Annotated in this window: 18 protein-coding genes; 2 read left to right on the top strand and 16 right to left on the bottom strand. The window is 57.2% G+C overall.

The window, feature by feature from the left end:
• Positions 1-14: 14 nt before the first annotated feature.
• From HNEAP_RS00340 to HNEAP_RS00275, 14 genes are all read right to left on the bottom strand, one after another.
• Positions 15-467, bottom strand: coding sequence for a hotdog family protein (locus HNEAP_RS00340; RefSeq protein WP_012822972.1), 453 nt, complete (start codon positions 465-467; stop codon positions 15-17).
• A complete protein-coding gene (locus HNEAP_RS00335) occupies positions 464-2,854 on the bottom strand; it encodes an MMPL family transporter (protein ID WP_049772431.1) in 2,391 nt (796 codons plus the stop codon). The genes HNEAP_RS00340 and HNEAP_RS00335 overlap by 4 nt, the downstream gene beginning before the upstream one ends.
• A gap of 20 nt (positions 2,855-2,874) precedes the next feature.
• Positions 2,875-3,474 carry a LolA-related protein gene (locus HNEAP_RS00330; protein WP_012822970.1) on the bottom strand — a complete coding sequence of 200 codons (600 nt, stop codon included), beginning with the start codon at positions 3,472-3,474 and terminating at the stop codon, positions 2,875-2,877.
• Positions 3,474-4,418, bottom strand: a complete 945-nt coding sequence (locus HNEAP_RS00325; protein WP_012822969.1) for an LpxL/LpxP family acyltransferase — start codon at positions 4,416-4,418, stop codon at positions 3,474-3,476. The genes HNEAP_RS00330 and HNEAP_RS00325 overlap by 1 nt, the downstream gene beginning before the upstream one ends.
• On the bottom strand, positions 4,415-6,196 hold the full coding sequence (locus tag HNEAP_RS00320; RefSeq protein ID WP_012822968.1) for an AMP-binding protein: 1,782 nt from the start codon (positions 6,194-6,196) through the stop codon (positions 4,415-4,417). The genes HNEAP_RS00325 and HNEAP_RS00320 overlap by 4 nt, the downstream gene beginning before the upstream one ends.
• Before the next feature lie 8 nt (positions 6,197-6,204).
• Entirely contained in the window at positions 6,205-6,903 is a 699-nt protein-coding gene (locus tag HNEAP_RS12050; protein WP_012822967.1) for a COG4648 family protein, read from the bottom strand.
• An 8-nt stretch (positions 6,904-6,911) separates the two neighbouring features.
• A complete protein-coding gene (locus HNEAP_RS00310) occupies positions 6,912-7,196 on the bottom strand; it encodes a phosphopantetheine-binding protein (protein WP_012822966.1) in 285 nt (94 codons plus the stop codon).
• A 79-nt stretch (positions 7,197-7,275) separates the two neighbouring features.
• A complete protein-coding gene (locus HNEAP_RS00305) occupies positions 7,276-8,523 on the bottom strand; it encodes a beta-ketoacyl-[acyl-carrier-protein] synthase family protein (RefSeq protein WP_012822965.1) in 1,248 nt (415 codons plus the stop codon).
• Positions 8,520-8,768, bottom strand: a complete 249-nt coding sequence (locus HNEAP_RS00300; RefSeq protein ID WP_012822964.1) for an acyl carrier protein — start codon at positions 8,766-8,768, stop codon at positions 8,520-8,522. The genes HNEAP_RS00305 and HNEAP_RS00300 overlap by 4 nt, the downstream gene beginning before the upstream one ends.
• A gap of 357 nt (positions 8,769-9,125) precedes the next feature.
• Positions 9,126-9,656, bottom strand: coding sequence for an OmpH/Skp family outer membrane protein (locus HNEAP_RS00295; protein WP_012822963.1), 531 nt, complete (start codon positions 9,654-9,656; stop codon positions 9,126-9,128).
• Between the two features lie 98 nt (positions 9,657-9,754).
• Complete coding sequence (locus tag HNEAP_RS00290) at positions 9,755-10,213, bottom strand: YaiI/YqxD family protein (RefSeq protein WP_012822962.1); 459 nt, start codon at positions 10,211-10,213, stop codon at positions 9,755-9,757.
• Between the two features lie 54 nt (positions 10,214-10,267).
• Positions 10,268-13,090, bottom strand: a complete 2,823-nt coding sequence (glnE, locus tag HNEAP_RS00285) for a bifunctional [glutamate--ammonia ligase]-adenylyl-L-tyrosine phosphorylase/[glutamate--ammonia-ligase] adenylyltransferase (protein ID WP_012822961.1) — start codon at positions 13,088-13,090, stop codon at positions 10,268-10,270.
• 72 nt (positions 13,091-13,162) lie between these two features.
• Positions 13,163-13,543: a hypothetical protein gene (locus HNEAP_RS00280; RefSeq protein ID WP_012822960.1), complete on the bottom strand. Its 381-nt coding sequence runs from the start codon at positions 13,541-13,543 to the stop codon at positions 13,163-13,165.
• A 170-nt stretch (positions 13,544-13,713) separates the two neighbouring features.
• Entirely contained in the window at positions 13,714-14,190 is a 477-nt protein-coding gene (locus HNEAP_RS00275) for a DsrE family protein (RefSeq protein WP_012822959.1), read from the bottom strand.
• Between the two features lie 413 nt (positions 14,191-14,603).
• On the opposite strand from HNEAP_RS00275, the gene HNEAP_RS00270 reads away from it, so the two are divergent.
• Positions 14,604-15,458, top strand: a complete 855-nt coding sequence (locus HNEAP_RS00270; protein ID WP_012822958.1) for a metallophosphoesterase — start codon at positions 14,604-14,606, stop codon at positions 15,456-15,458.
• 11 nt (positions 15,459-15,469) lie between these two features.
• Entirely contained in the window at positions 15,470-15,667 is a 198-nt protein-coding gene (locus HNEAP_RS00265) for a hypothetical protein (RefSeq protein WP_012822957.1), read from the top strand.
• On the opposite strand, the gene HNEAP_RS00260 is transcribed toward HNEAP_RS00265, so the two are convergent.
• Entirely contained in the window at positions 15,651-17,246 is a 1,596-nt protein-coding gene (locus HNEAP_RS00260; protein WP_012822956.1) for a DNA recombination protein RmuC, read from the bottom strand. The two genes, HNEAP_RS00265 and HNEAP_RS00260, sit on opposite strands and share 17 nt — an antisense overlap.
• A 57-nt stretch (positions 17,247-17,303) precedes the next feature.
• A complete protein-coding gene (purH, locus tag HNEAP_RS00255; protein WP_012822955.1) occupies positions 17,304-18,866 on the bottom strand; it encodes a bifunctional phosphoribosylaminoimidazolecarboxamide formyltransferase/IMP cyclohydrolase in 1,563 nt (520 codons plus the stop codon).
• Between the last annotated feature and the right edge of the window lie 90 nt (positions 18,867-18,956).

Below are 18,956 nucleotides of genomic sequence, written 5' to 3'. Positions count from 1 at the left end.
TGACGCCCCGTTGCCTAGGCGTCCAGAATCACGCTGGCTTCACCTTCGAGCAGCATCCGTTCGGCGCAGCGAAGTTCGAATCCGTAGCGCACCATCCGCTCATCGCCCATGAGACGCTTTGCTGTGATGCGAAGCGCGTCTGGGCAGTCATCCAGCCTTTCGGCATGAAGGGCAATGCGCTGCACACGCGTGATCATGCCTTTTTTCGGCGCGGTATCTCGGGCGGCGAGCAGCGCACCGTGCACCGCCATGGCTTGCGCTGCGTATTCGATGCCGACGGCAGCGCCCAAACGACCATTCCGGCGCAAGGGGTTGTCTATCGCTCGGTGGCTGATGGCTGTGCATGCGATTTTCTGCGCGTTCCAGTCAACTACATGATCGAGCAGACACATGCTGCCCTGATGCGGGATGAGTGCGGCAATCTCTTCGTGATCCAATGTCCGGCTCTGCGCTTGTGCGTTCGTCATGCGGGCGCCTTCGGTGCGTTGGGTTTGGCGAACGCGGCGGCTACCACCAGTGCCAGAAAAGCACCCGGTGCGACCGTGCTGCCGAAGGCGTGAAGAATGGGTAACTGCGAGAAGGCGAGCGTGCCAAAAGCGATGACCGTGGTGAGGTTGGCCAGTAGCAGCGAGGCGAGTGTCTGGTGATCCGGCGCTGTGTTCTGGTTGAAGAACAGGGCGTAATTGGAACCGATGGCGACGATCAGCAGCAGGCCAACAAGATTGAGGATATTGAGTTTTTCTCCGGCCAGATTCAGCCCCGCCATCACCAGCACCACGGCCACCAGCAACGGCAGCAGCACGCGGATCAATCGGGCCGGACGCCGCAACACGAAGCCCAATAGAATGACGATGCCAAGCAAGCCCGCCAGCGACAACGTAATAGTGTTTTCCAGATAGCTGTTGAACAGGCGGCTGGATTCAGCGTCTTTATCCACGAACAGGGCATCGGATATACCGCTCGATTTAAGGGCAGCCGTGATACGCGCAGTATCGAGTGTGCCGACAGACGGGACATACAGGCGAATCAAAGTCAGCCACTCACCGTTTTGCTTTTGCAGCAGGGCACTGACGGCAAGACCGAACGAGGTGCCTTCAAGATCGGCTGGCGTCAGCGGTGTTTGCTTGCGGGCCTGCTCGACGGCATCAACAAACGGTTTGAGCTTGCTGGCACTAATGGGCAGGCCCTGAACGGCGGCATCCAATCGTTCAGTGAGCGTGGTGCTGTCGGGCAGTGCCTGCTGGCGCACGCGCTGGGTAGCGACACTGGGCAGGAATTTCGCCGGGCTATCGAAACGGGCGAGGACGCCCTGCTTGATGAGCGGTTCGAGGGCTGCATCGATACGTTCGGCTGCGGCCAGTGCCGCTTGCTGGGTAGGCGCCTTGGCCACGATGAAATAACGGGCGTCATCGGCGTTCATGTCGGCACGCAGTTCATCATCCATCGCTTTTGCCTGCCCGGAAATGGGATTCAAACCCGACAGGCCGGTTTGCCAGATCGCATCGTGCCGCCACACCAGTAATACAAAACCCGCGAGCGCCAACAGCACAAATCCCCAGCGCAACGCTTGTATGGCGCGAAAAACGGGGGCGAGCAGCCGCCCGATACCCGCAAGCGAATGTCGGTTGAGTCGGGCCGTGCCCAAATGCGGCAGCACGAACCGTGTCACCAATGCGGCAGTCGTCAAACCGGCAATCGAATAGAGGCCGATTTGCGCTAGGCCGGGGAAGCCCGAAAACAACAAGGCGGCAAAGCCGGTGATTGATGTGAGTACGCCCAAGCGGATGGTCGGCCAGAAGCGTTCCATTCCCTCAGATCGGCCCGCAGATCGAAATGCTGAACCCTCTTTCGGTGCGTTCTGGGTCTGGATGAAGTAATAGATCGAGTAGTCGATGGCTTCCCCAATCAAAGTGGTGCCAAACCCGATGGTGATGCCATGCACGGTGCCAAAACCGAGGCTGACGGTGGCAATCGCGACCGCAATACCGGTCAAAACCGGCAACAGCCCCAGAACCAGCATGGAAAACGAGCGATACACCACCAACAGCAGCAACATCACGGCCACACTGCCAATGATGCTGAATCGTTCCACATCGGATTTGATCAACGCACGGGCATCCACCGAGAATACGGGCGCGCCGGAAACCAGCAGGCGCAGCGATGACCCGTCCGGGTGCGCCTTCACGGCGTTCGAGAAATCCGCACGGACAGCCTCTATGGCGCGCGCCATGGCATCGGTGTCGGACCCGGCCGCTCGGGTTTGCAGCATCATCAATGACCGTTTGCCATCGGGTGACACCCACACGCCGTTTTGGTTGCGTGGAGCGTCATCCGTACCCGTGTTCTGGCCGAGCTTGCCGACGATGGCAAAGGTTTCGGCGGTGGGGTCGCGGGTAAAAATCGTTTGCGAGAACATGCCGAAGGGCGAAGCAAGCAAATCGATGCCATTGGCGATGGCTTCGTGCAGGCCCGCCACGGTGAAGCGCTCAGGCGTGATGTCCGGGCTTAGAAGGTAGCGATGATCGAACAGCAGGGTTTTATCTTGGTCACGGGTCGGCGCATCGCCGTTGCGCACCACGGTGAATAAGCCTGATTGCCGCAGAGCGTTACCCAATGCCTTCGAAGCGTCTGCACGTGTGGCAGCATCGCCGCCTTCAATCCCGATGAGGATCATGCGCGAAATGGCACCATCCTTGATTTGATCGACCAAAAACGCCTGCGCCGCAGTGGGGTGTTCGGGCAGGAATGCCGACATATCCGCCGTGAAGCGAGTGTGCAGAATGACAGCGAGGCTCAGGGCCAGTGCCAACAACCACAGGCCGATGACGGGCAGGCGTCGCTCTGTCCAGCTCATTTTTTCAAGGCCTTGGTGTTTCATGGTGTCGGTGGAATGACGGGTAGAAGCGTCATGACCGAGCGATCACCGTTGGCCTGATCATATTCAATTCTTTGCAGATGATCACCCGAGCCGTTCACGCTGATGCTCTTGATCAGGCTCTGAATACGCGGGTCGGTGGGCAGGAGCAGCAACACCCAATGCGCGCGGTCGCCGCTGAGTTTCAACACATAACTTTTCCGCAGCAACGCGGCATTGCCATTGAGCAAGCCACGGATGCTGTTGGCATAGGCCGTGGCCTCCGGGTGCTCGGCCAGATTCAGCGTGTAGGTCTGGCTCTGTCGTGTGTAGGTGAGCACATCGCCTTCGATGGTCATGCGTTCATCACGCGGGGAGGTGGTGTGCTTTTCCAGATAGTCGGGCGGACGGAACGTGAGTGTGCCCTCCGAAAGCAGCGGGGTATCGAGCACACCGATGAATTTTTGTTCAGTAAATCGCACCTCGCCCCGACGATGTTCCGCCAGCGTGTGCAACACCGATGCGGGCGACCAGTCCGGCGATGGGGCGGCTGCGACCACGGTTACAGGCTGAACTAAGCCCTGAAGCAGAAGTAACATGAGAAAAAGGGTTTGGCGCATCAGTCGGCAGGCTCTTTGTCTGGCGGGTTCGTACGTGCGTGATCTGATGAGGAATCATCAGACCAGAAATCATAAAAGTTAAACCAATTGTACGGCGCTTGTCGGCAGAGCGATTCGAGTATTTCGACATATCGATCCTGCGCCGCCAGGATGGCCGCATCCCGCCCTGCACGCGGGGTGTCGGAAAAATCTGCCAGTCGGTCGAAATGCACGCGGTAGCGATTGCCGCCGAGATACAGACCGGCCATGAAATAGACCGGTTTTTTCAACAGGGCGGCGACACGGAACGGGCCCAACGCGAATGCAGCGGGTTCGCCCAGAAAAACACATGGGCGCAACGTGTCTTGCGGCAGGCTCCGGTCGGCCAGCATCCCGACGAGATGGCCCGCTGCCAGTCGCTCCTGAGCGGTGAGCATGGAATCGACCTGCCCGAGAGGGATGATGTCGTTGGCGGCATCCGGGTTGACCAAGGCAAGTAGCGCATTGATCTTTCGGGCATTTTCTGGATACATCAACATGCTCACGCGACGCCGGGCGTGTGTTTTTCCCGCCGATCGCAAAGCCTCGAAGCTACCCATGTGTGCACCGATCAGAATGGCGCCTTCGGGTGAATCAAACCAGTGGCGATTGACGAATTCGATCTTAAACAGGTCATCACGGCCATCGAGTAAATACACGCGATCATGCACCGTGCTGGCAAACGTGAAGATATGCCGGAACACTTCGATCAACCGTGCTGGCCGCCCGAACACGCGCGCCAGATACTGACGCGACGCGCGCCGAGCAGCGGGCACGAACAACAAAAAATACAACGCGATGGGGTAAAGCACCCAGCGGCTCACGCTGCGCCCCAGATGCCGCGAGAGCCAAAGCATCACGCGCAACATGAACTGGCTGCCGCGCTCGGGGCGCTGTTGCCATTCAGCCTTGGCGGATGCATTCATGCTTGCCTCGCCTCCGTATCGCCAGCCTCATCGTTCGATTGGCGACTCAACACGCCCGAGACGGCAACCGGGTTTGTTTCCCCAGCGTGAACATGCAACGTAAATCGGCACCGGTCGGCTTCGGGCTTCAAGTCCAGCGTCACGCGCGCATCCGGCAACACGGGATGCGTAAACTTGGCCTGTTCGATGCGCAAGCCCGCAGACGCAACCTGCCAATACGCGGCCACGCGCTCCACCACCCAATCCAGCAGCAAGGCGCCCGGCACCAGCGGATGGCCAGGGAAATGGCCAGCAAACACGGGATGATCGGACGGAATACGCCATGAGGTTTGATTTTTGGGTGCCAGAGCCGCGAGATGCTGATCAAGGATGGCCTGCAAGGCGATTTGCGGCAGTTTGCCGGTCGCGTTATAGGGTAAGTTTTCTACCAGAATGAGGGGGCGGGGCAAAAATACCGGATCGAGCCGATCACGCAGGGCAGCCAGAATATCCGCCGCACTCAACGCCGGAGCCACTACCACCGCGCACAATCGGGTGATGGCCTGATCTTTCCCGACCCGATTTTTCCCGGTCCGATCTTTTTTGGTTTCGGGCAGGAAAAACACCCCGTCGGTTACGCCGTCAATGGCCTTGAGTTGGGCGCTGAGGTAATTGAGCGAACTGCGCTTGCCCGCCATATTGACCTGATCGGCGATGCGCCCCAGTAAATCAAACCGACCATCCGCTCGCACATGGATGCGATCCGACAGCATGACCGGCGCTTCAATGTGTTCGCCATTGGCGATAAACAGTTCATCGTTTTCATCCAGGTGAGCTTTGGTCAGCGTGATGCCCGGAAACAACGTCCAGGCCGTCGATTGCGTCGGGCGTCTATTAGCGATCTGACCGGTTTCCGTACTGCCGTAGATTTCAAACAGCGGCGCGCCAGTCACACGCTCGGCCCGCTCGGCCAGTTCGGGTGAAAGAGGTGCCGTGGCCAGAAGCAGGCGGTCGATTTTGGGCAGCGCGATTTGTGCATCCAACAGGGCCTGCAAATGGAACGGCGTGGTCACGAGCATACGCGGCTCGGGCATGGCATCGAGCGCGGCCACAATATCCGCCGGATAAAACGGCTTGCCGGACCACAGCGGGCAGCGCCCGATCAGGCAAAGCAGCACCAGCGATTCGAAACCGAACATATGCTGCGGCGGTACGGTGCCGACCAGACTCACGGGGCGCCAAAGCCCCAACTGCTGAAGGGCGGCCTCAACGTTGCGCACCAGTTTGCCCCAGGTTTTGTTATGGGGCATCGGCAGGCCGGTCGAACCGGAAGTGAATACCTGTGCCACAACGTGCTCGGGCTTGATGTGATCCGATTCACCCAAACCATCCGGCAGCGGCTCCCGAGGGCAGCGATTTGCCAAAGCTCGATGGCTCAGGGAGAGATGATCCAAGGAAAGATGAGGATAGGGAAACGGCCAGTCGTCGTGATCGTGCAGACAAAGTGCGTCCGGCGCGTCGATAAAAATCTGACGGAGTGTTTCGCCAGTAAAGGTCGAGGGCAGAAGATTGGTTTTCCCCGCGAGTATCGTGGCGGCGAAACCCACCATGAAACGATAGCGATCCTGACAAAGGTTGATGATGGACTGGTGCGCGCCCATTCTGGTCGTCAAATCGACAGCCAGCGCCTCTGCATCGGCCATAAACTCGCGTGCCGTGATGGTGTGTACAGCGTTACCCTGCTGGCGGTAGAACAATAGCTGATCGGGGTCAGCAAAAATCAGTGGGAACGAGGTCATCAACGCACTCATTTGGACGTCGGAGTGTCCGGATTCACGTTCGAATGCCTGCCTTGGGCAAGACGAGCCAGTACCGAACGACGATAGGCACGAAAGGCGCTCAGCGGGCCGAGCTGATCTTCCGGCGGCAGCACGCGGCGTCGCACCAGATATTCCGCCCCGAACATCAGCACTAACAGGGGCAGCGTGAGGCTATTGGCAAAAATGGACCATAGCGTGATGGGCGCGAACAGATACAACAGGATTGACGTGGTCGCCATTGCGAAGAAAAAAATCGTCCAGGCTTGCGTCACGCGCGTCGTGTACTGCACCAGCAGCGGCGTCATGCGGGGATGCAGCACGCCCGCAAATTGCGTACATACCGGTTGGCGATTGCGCCACAAACTGCGGCCGAACCAGAACCCCAGCAACAGGTTCGCCGTGAGGTGTTGCAAGAGATAGATCAGACTGATCTGCGCCTGAAGTTGCGGCAACAGCAGCACGCCGCCGAGTACGATCAACGCGGCGACCGCCAGCGCGACTGCCTTGCCCGCTGTATGCCAAAGCACGTCCAGCATAATCAAGGTAATCGGCAAAAAGGCCAACACGACCACCGCGGCAGAAACATGGGCCTTGGGGCTCAGAATATTGGCCAAAAACAGATCAAGCCCCAGCAGGAACAGGATCAAACCCGCCTTAACGCGACTCAATAGTCCGGCGCGCGACATGATTCGACTTAACAGCTGCGATGCTCGGCGATATGCTGCGCCAAGTGCCGGAGCGAAGAAAAAATCCGCGTGTTGTTCTCATCGTCGCTGCGCAGGGCGAAACCGTAGCGTTTGGACACCATCATCGCAATTTCAAGAATATCGATGGAGTCAAGCCCGAGACCCTGCCCAAATAAGGGGGCATCGGCATCGATCTCCGCCGCGCTGACTTCCAAATTCAACCCATCGACAATCAGATTTGCCAGCTCTTCAACCAATGCCTGGTCTGTAATTTTTTGACTTAAATCGGTCATTTCAATTGATCCATTTGTATTTTCGGGGCGGATTATAAGTTGATTCGCCTATCGATTTCCGAATCGTTATTCGAACTAATCATTTACAGGCCTTGAACGCCAGAACCGCATTGCTGCCGCCAAACGCGAACGAACTGCACAATGCAGCCTGCAAGTCGCTACCGTGTTCAGCTTGCGTTATGTGCCGAACCCCCGCGCACGCCGGATCGATGGCATCCAGATGAGCGGTGGGCACAATGGCATCCTGCCAAAGCGCGAGCACCGTGATCAGTGCTTCGATTGCACCCGTCGCGCCCATCACATGACCATGCATGGATTTGGTCGCGCTCACAGCCAGATGTTCTGCATGGGCGCCGAATACGGTTTTCAGTGCTTGTATTTCTGTTGGGTCGCCTTCACGCGTCGCCGTGCCGTGGGCATTGACATAACCGATGTCTTTGGGCGCCAAACCCGCCTGATCGAGCGCCTGCTGCAAGGCACGAACCTGCCCGCCCGCATCCGGTCGCACGAGATGGCTGTGATCGCAACTCGCGCCAAACCCGCTCATTTCGGCCAGAATCGGTGCGCCGCGCGCCACGGCATGATCCCAGTCTTCAAGCACCAGTGCGGCGGCACCCTCGGCCAGCACCAGGCCACGACGATCGGGGTGAAACGGTCGGCAGGCACGGTACGCCGTATCACGATCACCCGGCGCCAGAACACGCATCGCCTCCCAGGCGCGCACGACGGCATAGGCCAGTGGCGCATCGGAACCGCCGGTCAGCATGATTTTCGCATCACCGTAACGGATACGGTTGAAGGCCTCGCCAATCGCAGCCGCTGCCGAGGCACAAGCCACGGTGTAGGTCAGACAGGAATTACCCAACCCCAGCGCAATACCGATTTGCGCCGAGGCGGCATTGTTCATGCCCTGCACGACCGACATTGGCGAGACGCGCTCCTGTCCATTCTGCCAGAGGTCGCGATAGCCGCGCTCATAAGCAAGTGTGCCACCGAGCGCCGAGCCCCATGCAACGCCCGCATCAGGACTGTCTTCATTCGCACCGAGGGTAAGACCAGCCTGAGCCCATGCCTCAAATGCGGCAGCCAAACCCAGTTGCGCATACCGATCCATGGTGGCGAGCATATGTTTTGGCACGCGCTCGGCCGGATCGAAATCGGCACAGCGCACCGCGGGCACCGAAAGCCCGCGCGGTGCATCGTCGGTTTCATAGAGGGCAACGGCCGACTCGCCCGCCAGCATCCGCGTGAAAAAATCCTGTGTGCTCCCGCCGAATGGGCTGACCATGCCCAGCCCGGTTACCGCCACACGATGCGGCCGCGTCACGATGGTTTGGCTTCGGCTTGCTGGCGGAAACGGGCGATCAGATTCAACAGGTCCTGAACCGTTTCAGGCGTTTGCGTATCATTGGGAATACTGACGCCGTATTTTTCCTCGAACTCGAAAATCAATTCCAACAAGGTGAACGAATCGATTCCAAGCGTTTCGAGGCGGGCGTCAGGGGTAACGAGCGCCGGATCTGTCTGCGTCCGTTCCTGCAGAAAATCACGAATCAGTTGAATGGCTTCCATAGTCTTTTTCTTAATCAAAAGGTGTTCGGTTTCAAGTGCCTGTCTGCGCCATCTGCGGTGCGAAACAGGAACCTTCCGGACATAGTACCGCACTAGGATGCCTCTGCATGAATGCAAATCCCTTCTAAATCCCCCTCATTCCCACTTTTACAAAGGGGGAGGCGCGCGCGTTCAAAGAAAGGAGGCTGTTTTCCCTCCGGGCATTTCGATATACCCGTGATTTGTCGTTCCCGAGAAAGCAGGAACCCAGAAAAATCAAGGCGCTGGATTCCCGCCTACGCGGGAATGACTGGTTTTCCGAGCTTCCCTCACTTTGAAAAAGGGGTGCAAGGGGATTTGCCGACTCAGGATTTGCGCCTATTGCTTCCCTTTGGCCAGTTGCTTCAAGCGCTCGGCCACCAGCTTGGTGATGTCCACGGAAGGCGCGGCATAAACTACCCCGTCGGAAAGCACCAGTTGATAGCCATTCGTCTTGGCAACATCCTTGATTGCCTGCAATACAGCCTGCTGCAATTTGCCCAACGCCTCGTTTTTCTTTAGGTTGAGATCGTCCTGGAAATCGCTTTGCATTTGCTGGATACGAAGCATTTTCTGGTCGAGTTGCTGGCGCAACGTGCTGCGTTCAGTGTCGCCCATACTCGCCCCACCGTTGTCGAGTCGCCCTTGCAACGTTTGAGCCTGCTGCTGCAATGCACGAATCTCCCGCTCACGAGGAGAAAACTCTCGTTCCAGCGCATGCTTGGCGATATCCGCCTGCGGCGCCTGCTCCATCAACGCGACCGAATTGACATAACCCACCTTGATTGGCGCGGCCAAGACCTCAGCCTGGGTAGCCGCCGCGAACAGAAAAACCAGAACCGACAAACCGTAACGCACCGCGCGATCCATAGCTGAACTCCTGATACTCACGATAAAAAAGTCGCCTCGAACGAGGCTCCCTTGAGAGAAATACAACGCGGGTTAGATCAACGGTCGGGTATTTGGTTTCAGACCGAACCGGGACGGGCCAGCAAAATTTTATCCAGTGCGTTGGCGAATACCTGTCGATCCGACTGATTCAGCTTGGCCGGACCACCCGTATTCACGCCGGATTCCCTTAGGGATTCCATGAAATGACGCATCGAGAGGCGTGCTTTGATCGAATCTGGCGTGTAGTGCTCGCCCCGAGGATTCAGTGCCAGGCCGCCTTTTTCGATCACCTCCGCGGCCAGCGGAATATCCTGTGTGATGACCAGATCACCGGCCGACAACCGGCGCACGATTTCATTGTCGGCGACATCAAAACCGCCTGCCACCTGAATGAAGCGCACAGTCGATGCGCCGCGCGGAATAGCCAGCGGCTGATTGGCCACCAGGGTCATCGGCAGGCCCGTGCGTGCGGCCGCACGAAACAGAATTTCCTTGACCGCCACAGGGCAGGCATCGGCATCAACCCAGATATGCATGCGGCACCCTCTTCTTTGAATGGCAGCAAACGAATCGCGGGCTGCCGCCGGTTTCTATAACTCGAAAATCTGTTGCCACGCAGCCAGAACGACGGCCCGCTCTTCGGCAAAATCGGCACAGGGTAACTCCAGCGACTGCTTGTTCAGGGTGCGCCGATGCGAAGTGTTGCGCAAACGCTGATAGGCCGTCACCAGTTGTTCGCTTCGCTCCCCATCCAGTAAATCGGCCTGAGCCAGCGCGCGCAACTGACGGATATTATCCGTAAAAGCGACTATCTCCGGGTGCGCGTGTGCATGGCGCAACAACAGGTACTGCACCATGAACTCGATATCGGTGATACCACCGATCCCGCGCTTCAGATGAAAGGTTTCACCAGCGCCGGTTTGTCCGTGTTCGGCGCGCATTTTCTGCCGCATGTCCAATACCGCTTCTTTAAGCGTGGCCGGATCACGTGGCGCGCACAGCGTGTCCCGGCGGATCGTGGCGAATCGCTCGGCAATCTGATTCTGTCCGGCAATGAACCGAGCGCGACACAATGCCTGTGTTTCCCACAGCCAGGCGTGTTGCTTCTGATACTGTTCAAACCCCTGCAGACTGGACACGAGCAGGCCGCCCGCCCCATCTGGTCGCAGGCGCGTATCGACTTCATAAAGCACGCCCGAGGGTGTGCGAATGCTGAGGATATGGATGATTTTCTGCGCCAAACGGGCAAAGAAGAGCTGATTGTCGATAGGTTTTTGGCCCGTCGTCATTGCAGATGTATCGGTGGAATCGTGCAGGAATACCACGTCGAGATCGGAGCCGTAACCCAATTCGATCCCGCCCAATTTGCCATAGGCGATGATGGCAAATCCCGGCGTGTACTCGGCTCCGTGCTCATCGAGCGCGCGTGGCTCTCCATGCCGTGTCACCATCTGCTGGTAAGCCAGTTGCAGCACTTTTTCCAGCACCACTTCGGCAATCCAGGTCAGCTGATCGGAAACGCGCATCACCGGCAGAATGTCCATGGCATCGGCTGCGGCCACGCGCAGCGTGGCCAGTTGCCGGAACCGTCGCAGTTCATCGAACTGGCGCTCTTCGTCATCGGGGAAACGCGACAGGAATCCGGAAATTTCTTGGGATAGGGCCTGCACATCCGGCTGGCTGTACAAGTTGTTCGCATCAACGAGCTCATCCAGCAAAATTGGCTGCTGGCGCAAGAGTTCGGCAATCCAGGGACTGGCTGAACACAATTGCACCAAGTGTTTGAGCGCCGCCGGCTGCTCGATCAACAAGGCCAGATACACCGACCGACTCAGCACCGCATCGACCAAGGCGAGCACCGCACGCAGCGTTTCGGCACTGGTGCCGTGGGTGGCCACTTCCTGCAACACGTTCGGCATCAGAAGATCCAGACGATGTTGAACCGTATCGCTAAGCTGCGGGCTTAAGTCGCGCTTCCAAGCCAGCAAGGTATCAAGAATCGATTCAGGATCATCGAAACCCTGCTTGCGCAGCAACTCCTCGGCCACTTCCGGCGTTAGATTGTTCAACCAGATTTGCTGCATGGGCAATTCGTTCACGTTGTCGTCGCGACTGGTTTGCAGAATTTCGCCAAAATATCGATGAATGCGCTGACGATGCTGATCCAGCGCCGCCATGAAATCACCCCAGGAGGAGTAACCCATGGCCAAAGCCAGGCGCGCCTGATCCAGATCATCGAGGGGCAGAGTTTGCGTTTGTCGGTCATGCATCATCTGCAGGCGATTTTCTGCACGTCGCAGAAAGTCATATCCAGCCAGCAACTCGTCGATGATCGCCGAGGGCAGTTCCTTGAGCCCCCGCAGCACTTCCAGCGTCGTCAGGATACTCCTGCTTTGCAGCTTGGGTTCGCGGCCACCGCGCAAAAGCTGATACAACTGACCGATGAACTCGATTTCTCGAATCCCGCCCGGCCCGAGTTTGATATTGTCGTGCATGCCCCGACGGTTCATTTCCCGTTCTATGGCTTTTTTCATGTCGCGCAACTGGGCGAAGGCACCAAAATCCAGATACTTGCGATAGACGAACGGCTTGAGCAGTGCCAGCAACCGCGCACCCGCCGCTTGATCGCCCGCAATCACTCGCGCCTTGATGAGTGCGTAACGTTCCCATTCGCGCCCAAGCGTCGTGTAATAAAGCTCGGCGGCATCGAAACTCAATGCCAGCGCCCCTTCATCACCGTGCGGCCGCAGACGCATATCCACACGGAAGACAAACCCGTCCCTCGTGACTTCATTCAGCGAACGGATCACCCGTTGGCCCAGCTTGATGAAAAACTCGCTGTTGGAAATGGATTTGGGGCCGTCGGTTTCGCCTTCTTCCTCAAACAGGAAAATCAGATCGATATCCGAAGAGTAATTGAGCTCATAACCGCCCAGTTTCCCCATACCCAGCACTACCAGTTGCTGGTACGCACCCTGCTTGCTTCGAGGAAAGCCATGACGTGCCACAAGGACGCGTTCATGCGCCATCAGCGCCTGTTGCACGCACTGATCGGCCAGATCAGAAAGATCGCGCAAGGTTTCCGTTGTCGGTGCAAGCCGAGCCACGTCCCGCCAGGCGATGCGCAACATTTCGGCTCGGCGGATGTGGCGCAATTGCTGATCCAAATCTTCGATAGGGCTATTGGATAGTTGCTGCTCAATCCGCTCGGCCAAACCTGTCGGGCCATTGGCATGGTTTACCTGCTCCAGCAAAAAAGGCCATAAGCAAGGTTGTTTTGTGATGTTTTCGGCGACAAACGGACTGACTTCGAGCAACACACGAAGCTGGGCGAGCTGATTGACCGAAGCGCCTGCGTCACGGGCGGCTGATTCGATATGCAACCGCATTTCGGGTTCGATCAGATTGATCATAGACGGGCTCTCCATTGCAACGCAGTGCGCCTAAAACGCGCGTTTGTGGCGTATTTGATCAAGGGAAAAACGTCAGGCTTCTCTTGGATCCAGCACCTTGTCTGAGGATTTTTTCTGCAAGTAAATCAATCGCATACGCTTAATCGAATCCGCTGGTCGCACGCCCTCGCGAACGTCTTCGACAACACCGTAGAATGATTGCGCACCATCCGGGGCATTATCGTCATACAGCACGACTTCATCGTCCGGCTGCAAGGAGAGCAAACCTGCGAGCGTCAGCGTTTTCTCTCCTTCGAAGGTAAGCACCGCAAGGCTTGGAGAGCCAAACTCGTTAAGTTTTTGCAACAAGATCGGGCGCGCGACAAAACCACCTCGGCGATCGGCATCGTGGTTGGCAATGTATTCAGCCACTTCCTTGTGGCTCATGCTTTCAGAGGCGGTTGTTTCGGTCATGGTTCGCAGCGTTCCAAAAAATCAACGGATAGATCAACAGATTATATGAATTGACAGGGGCGAAAAACCCTCGATATGAGGCATATGCTCCAAACAAATCATGAAGGGCATTTTTGCCGCCCACTCGATCAATATTAACAGGCTGATGAAATACTCATTTCAGCATCCTGTTAAGGCCGCACAAGTATGTACCCAGCATCCACCAAATCGATGATCCGCACGATACCAGCGGGTACTTTTTTGGCAACCGGGTTCAGTTTTGGCTCGTATCCCAGCCGTTCGGTCGCTTTTGCCAGTGAGTTCATACAAGCCGAAAACCGCACACCCTGTTGCGCCAGAGATTCAATACGCTTGGCATGTTCATTGTTGGCGAAAAGTAGAGAAATACCGGGGCCGAAGCCAACAATCTCAATGTCGGCATTGTCCCCGTAGGCATTAATCAGGTTGCTTGCGACATTCAGCACCAAGGTTTGACGTTGCAAGTCACTATCGGTTTCCTGAAGGACAATATGATGATTGGCAAGTGAATTACCGCCCAAGGCATCAATCGCCTTAGCATCAACGGTCTGTGCCTGCACCGGTAGTGCGCTCAACAGGCCCAGCATGAACAAAACAAACGCGGACTGAAGCAATCGGATTTTTTTCATTTGAGTTTCCTTCTGATTAGGTGGTTTGTCTCATTTATTTTCTGGCGGATAGGCCATCGCCCAGAATGGGGTCGTCAACCATGAGCTTGCCACTCTTTTTGGCGGCATTCGCCATGGTTATTTCATGAGACGGTGCCCAGTATAGAGCTTGTCCACGCCGTTGAAGCCACAACAATTAACAGCAAACCATCCCGCATATTTTGCTATTGACGAGCCGCCACATAGCGGCCATACTCAAACGAATTCTGATTTTTCATGCTGGCCACAATTTATCGTGGCTCGGATTACCGTTGCTCTTCCATGATTTTATTCCTTTCCAACTTAACGGAAAGGAATGCTGCGGAACGTTGCCAAACCTTCCCTGCGCAACCCTTTTCGTGACTGAGCGATAATCAATCGATTGATTCTTATTAATGACTTTATTTAAACAGCTCCTCGTTAATCCGAATGGACGAGATTTTGTGGTTGGTGATATTCATGGCCACTTGTCGCGGCTGGAAAAGGTACTGGATTATCATCAATTCAAGCCGGAGTCCGATCGACTGATCGCGGTGGGCGATTTAATTAATCGCGGAACCGATTCTCTCAATACATTGCGACTGCTGTCGGAGCCCTGGTTCTTTTCTGTGGCGGGCAACCATGAGCGCATGATCAGTCAGTATCGTCAGGCACTCACGCGCAGGCAGCTCACCGCGGACGAGCGGCAGAAAATGGTCTCCATCGGCGCGCAGTGGCTACTGGATGCCTACGACGCGCTCAATGAGGACAAATGGGCCGATCTGATTACCGAGATCATGAATTTGATCACCCAAATGCCACTCATGATACAGGTCGGCAATGGCCCCGAGGCCGTTGGCGTCATCCACGCCGAACTGCCCGACTGGGATTGGAGCCGCAGCGTCACACGGCTTGAGCGAATCAAAAAAGTAAAATTCTGGGATCAACCGCGCGATGAGCCGAGTATTGAATCGCTGCTCTGGGGTAACGCTCAGTTTCAATCGCTCAGGAACGGTGAACAGAATGATCGCCACATCAGTGGTATCGCCTGGGTTATTCAGGGCCATAGTGTCTCGAATATACCTAGGCGTGCTGGCAACCGGCTATGGATCGACACCGGTGCCGACGAGAGCCAATCGGCGCATGGGTTGTCTATTGCCGAACTTGGCCCGCAATTAACCGTCACCACGCACTTTAGAGACCTGCGCATTCGCACGGAGCGATTCAATCTGACGCCTCAACCCCGTTTCCATTCTGTTTTGATGAGCTAACCGCATTGAAAATGAACCTGAACACCGAACTGAATGCCCTGTCCACCCAAGAGCTCGAACATCTGATTCAGGCGATTGCTGCCGAATTGAGCGAGCGGAGTTCAAAACCCGCCAAACCACTGGATGAAGAAGAGATCGTGCAAGTGCTCTCTTTTGAACTCAAGCGGCACCGCAAACAGAAGGACGAGGTGTTCAATCCTTTTGCGTGATGGCAGCCGCTGAGTCCGGTCCGGTCAACTCCTGGGCCGTAAGCGGCCGGGTTTCCGTCGTCAACGGGGTCAGACTCGGCAGATCTTCCTTATCGCTACGTACGGCACCGAGTTCTCGGAATTTGCGCGCCGTGGGCAACACCCGCCCCTCGAGCGAACCCACCGACTGATTGAACGCGCCCACGGCCTGATCCAGATGTTTCCCCACTTTCTGCCAATGCTGGGCCAGTGTGCCCATGCGCTCGTATAGATCGCGCCCCAGTTCAGCCATTTCCTGTGCGTTTTTCGCCAAGGCTTCCTGCCGCCAACCGTAGGAAACGGCCTTGAGCAAAGCAATCAGCGTGGTCGGACTCGCGGGAATCACCCGTTTCTCCGCGCCGAACTCTATCAGCGTCGGGTCCTGCATCAGGGCGGCGGAGAAAAACACCTCGCCCGGCACAAACAGCACCACAAACTCCGGCGTAGGGCTGAACTGATCGAAGTATTCCTTTTTGCTCAACTGACTGATGTGGGTGCGTACCTGACGGGCGTGGTCCTGTAACGCTGCGGCACGCGCCTCGTCCGAAGGGGCTTCCATCGCCTGCAAATAGGCATTAAGCGGAGCCTTTGCATCCACAACGACCTGACGTCCGCCCGGCAGGTGCACGATCATGTCTGGCCGTAAACGGCCGCCCGTATCGGACTGACTGACCTGTTCCTCGAAATCGCAGTGTTCCAGCATGCCGGCCAACTCGACCACCCGCTTGAGTTGCACCTCGCCCCAGCGCCCGCGTGTCTGCGGTTGACGCAAGGCTCGGACGAGATCGGCCGTTTCGCGATGCAACTTGGGCAGGTGGATTTGCAGTAAATCGTTGATCTGCTGGTTCATCGCGCCATAGGCATTGGTACGTGCCTGTTCCAGCGAATTGAGCTTTACGTCAAACTGCTCCAGACGCTCACGGATGGGCTGGGTCATCTGAACGATGGCTTCCTGTCGTTTGTTCAGATCTTGCGCGGCACCTGCCTGAAAACGAGCGAGATTCTCCTCGGCCAGTTTCAGGAAGGATTCATTATTGGCGCGCAGCGCATCGGCGGAAAGCGCCTGAAAAGCCTGCTGCAATTGCACTTGAGCCTGATCGATCAAAGCCAGTTTTTCGGCGGCGGCACGGCGCTCCTGAGCCAAACGCTCCTGCAACTCGGCCTGCTCGGCAGCCTGGGTTTGCACCTGTCGCGACAGCACATCGATTCGTTGCTCGGATTGCTGGCGTTCGCTCATCCGCTCGGCCTGCATGCGGGACAATTGATCACTGAGCGCACTCAATGTTGCCTGAGTACGTGCCAGTTCGGTCGAGGCCGCCGTCAGGTCACGCTGTGCTTGCCGAGCCGCCAGTTCCTGTTCGGTGACCTCGTGCCGGGACTCGGCCAAAGCCACGTTCAGGCGTTCGATTTCCTCCGCGGCCGATTGGCGATTCTGCCTGGCCCGCTGCGCCAAGACCAGCCAAACAAAAAGCAATGCGACCAAAAGCAATGCCGTCGAAGCCAGCCCCGCCCAGGCCCAAACTGGCGGCAAATTGGGCAATTGCGCGAAGAATGAACTCATAAATTATCCCGGTCCTTTTGGCGACTAAAAGCGATGCGAATCGGACTCATACGGCGGTCAGTGACGGAAATGGCGTATGCCGGTAAAGACCATGGCAATACCGTGTTCGTTGGCCGCATCGATCACTTCCTGATCGCGCATCGATCCGCCGGGTTGAATAACCGCACGGATGCCAACGGCCGCCGCCGCATCAATCCCGTCACGGAACGGGAAGAAGGCATCGGAAGCCATCACGGAACCGGCGACCGGCAGGCAGGCGTCTTCGGCCTTGATTGCCGCGATACGCGCTGAATAAACGCGGCTCATCTGACCGGCACCTACGCCGATCGTCTGCTCGCCACTGGCGTAAATGATGGCGTTGGATTTCACGAACTTGGCCACCTGCCAGGCAAAGAGCAGATCACGCAACTCCTCAGGGGTCGGCTGGCGCTCCGAGACAACCGTCAGATCCCGCGCCGTGATGCGCGCCGCGTCGTCATCCTGCACCAGCAGGCCGCCATGCACACGCTTGAAGTCCAACCGGGCCGGACTCACCGCTGGCCATTGACCGACAGTCAACACGCGCACGTTCGGTTTGGCTTCGAACTCGATGCGTGCTTCGGGTGAAATTTCCGGCGCGATGACCACTTCGACGAACTGCCGCTCGACGATGGTGCGCGCGGTGTGACCGTCCAATGGGCGGTTGAAGGCAATAATGCCGCCGAAGGCGGAGGTCGGGTCGGTCGCATAGGCACGGTCGTACGCCACGGTCAGGTCTTCCGCCACGGCCACGCCGCAGGGGTTGGCATGCTTGACGATCACACAGGCCGGTTCGGCAAACTGCTTCACGCATTCAAGCGCCGCGTCGGAGTCGGCAATATTGTTGTACGACAATGCCTTGCCCTGAATCATGTGCGCGGCGGCGATGCTGCCGACCGGCGGGGTATGTTCCACGTAAAACGCGGCTTCCTGATGCGGGTTCTCGCCGTAGCGCAAATCCTGCGCTTTTTTCAATTGCAGGTTGAAGGTCGGCGCGAAGGCATTGCCGCTGACCATCTTGCCAAAATAATCGGCGATCATGCCGTCGTAATGCGCGGTGTGTTCGAAAGCACGCACGGCCAGCTCGAAACGGGTCTGCGCTTCAATGCCGCCCGCTTCTACTTCGCTCAACACACGACCGTAATCGGACGGATCGACGATAATCGCGACATCTTGATGATTTTTCGCCGCCGCACGCACCATGGCCGGGCCACCGATATCGATGTTTTCGACCGCATCGTCAAACTGGCAGTTCGGCTTGGCGACGGTTTCGGCAAACGGGTAGAGATTCACGACCACGATGTCGATCGGCTCGATGCCGTGCTCAGCCATCACGTCCTCGTCCACACCGCGTCGGGCCAGAATGCCACCATGAATCTTCGGGTTCAGTGTCTTGACCCGTCCGGCCATCATTTCGGGGAAACCGGTCACATCGGCCACTTCGGTCACGGGCAGGCCCGCATCACGCAGCATACTGGCCGTGCCGCCAGTGGAAATCAGCGCCACGCCGTGCCGATTCAAGCTCTGGGCGAATGCCAACAGGCCGGTTTTGTCCGACACGCTCAACAAGGCGCGGCGAGGAGTGGTGCGGTTATTTTTCATGGGGCGGGGTCCTGAATTTCAGCTGATTCGCTGATTGATGAAAATGTAGTGGGCCGTATTTTACACAAGCGCTTGCATTCCCCCATCCAA

The sequence above is a fragment of the Halothiobacillus neapolitanus c2 genome (assembly GCF_000024765.1).
In the GTDB taxonomy this organism is placed as follows: domain Bacteria; phylum Pseudomonadota; class Gammaproteobacteria; order Halothiobacillales; family Halothiobacillaceae; genus Halothiobacillus; species Halothiobacillus neapolitanus.
This window is presented reverse-complemented; position numbering and strand designations above follow the sequence as displayed.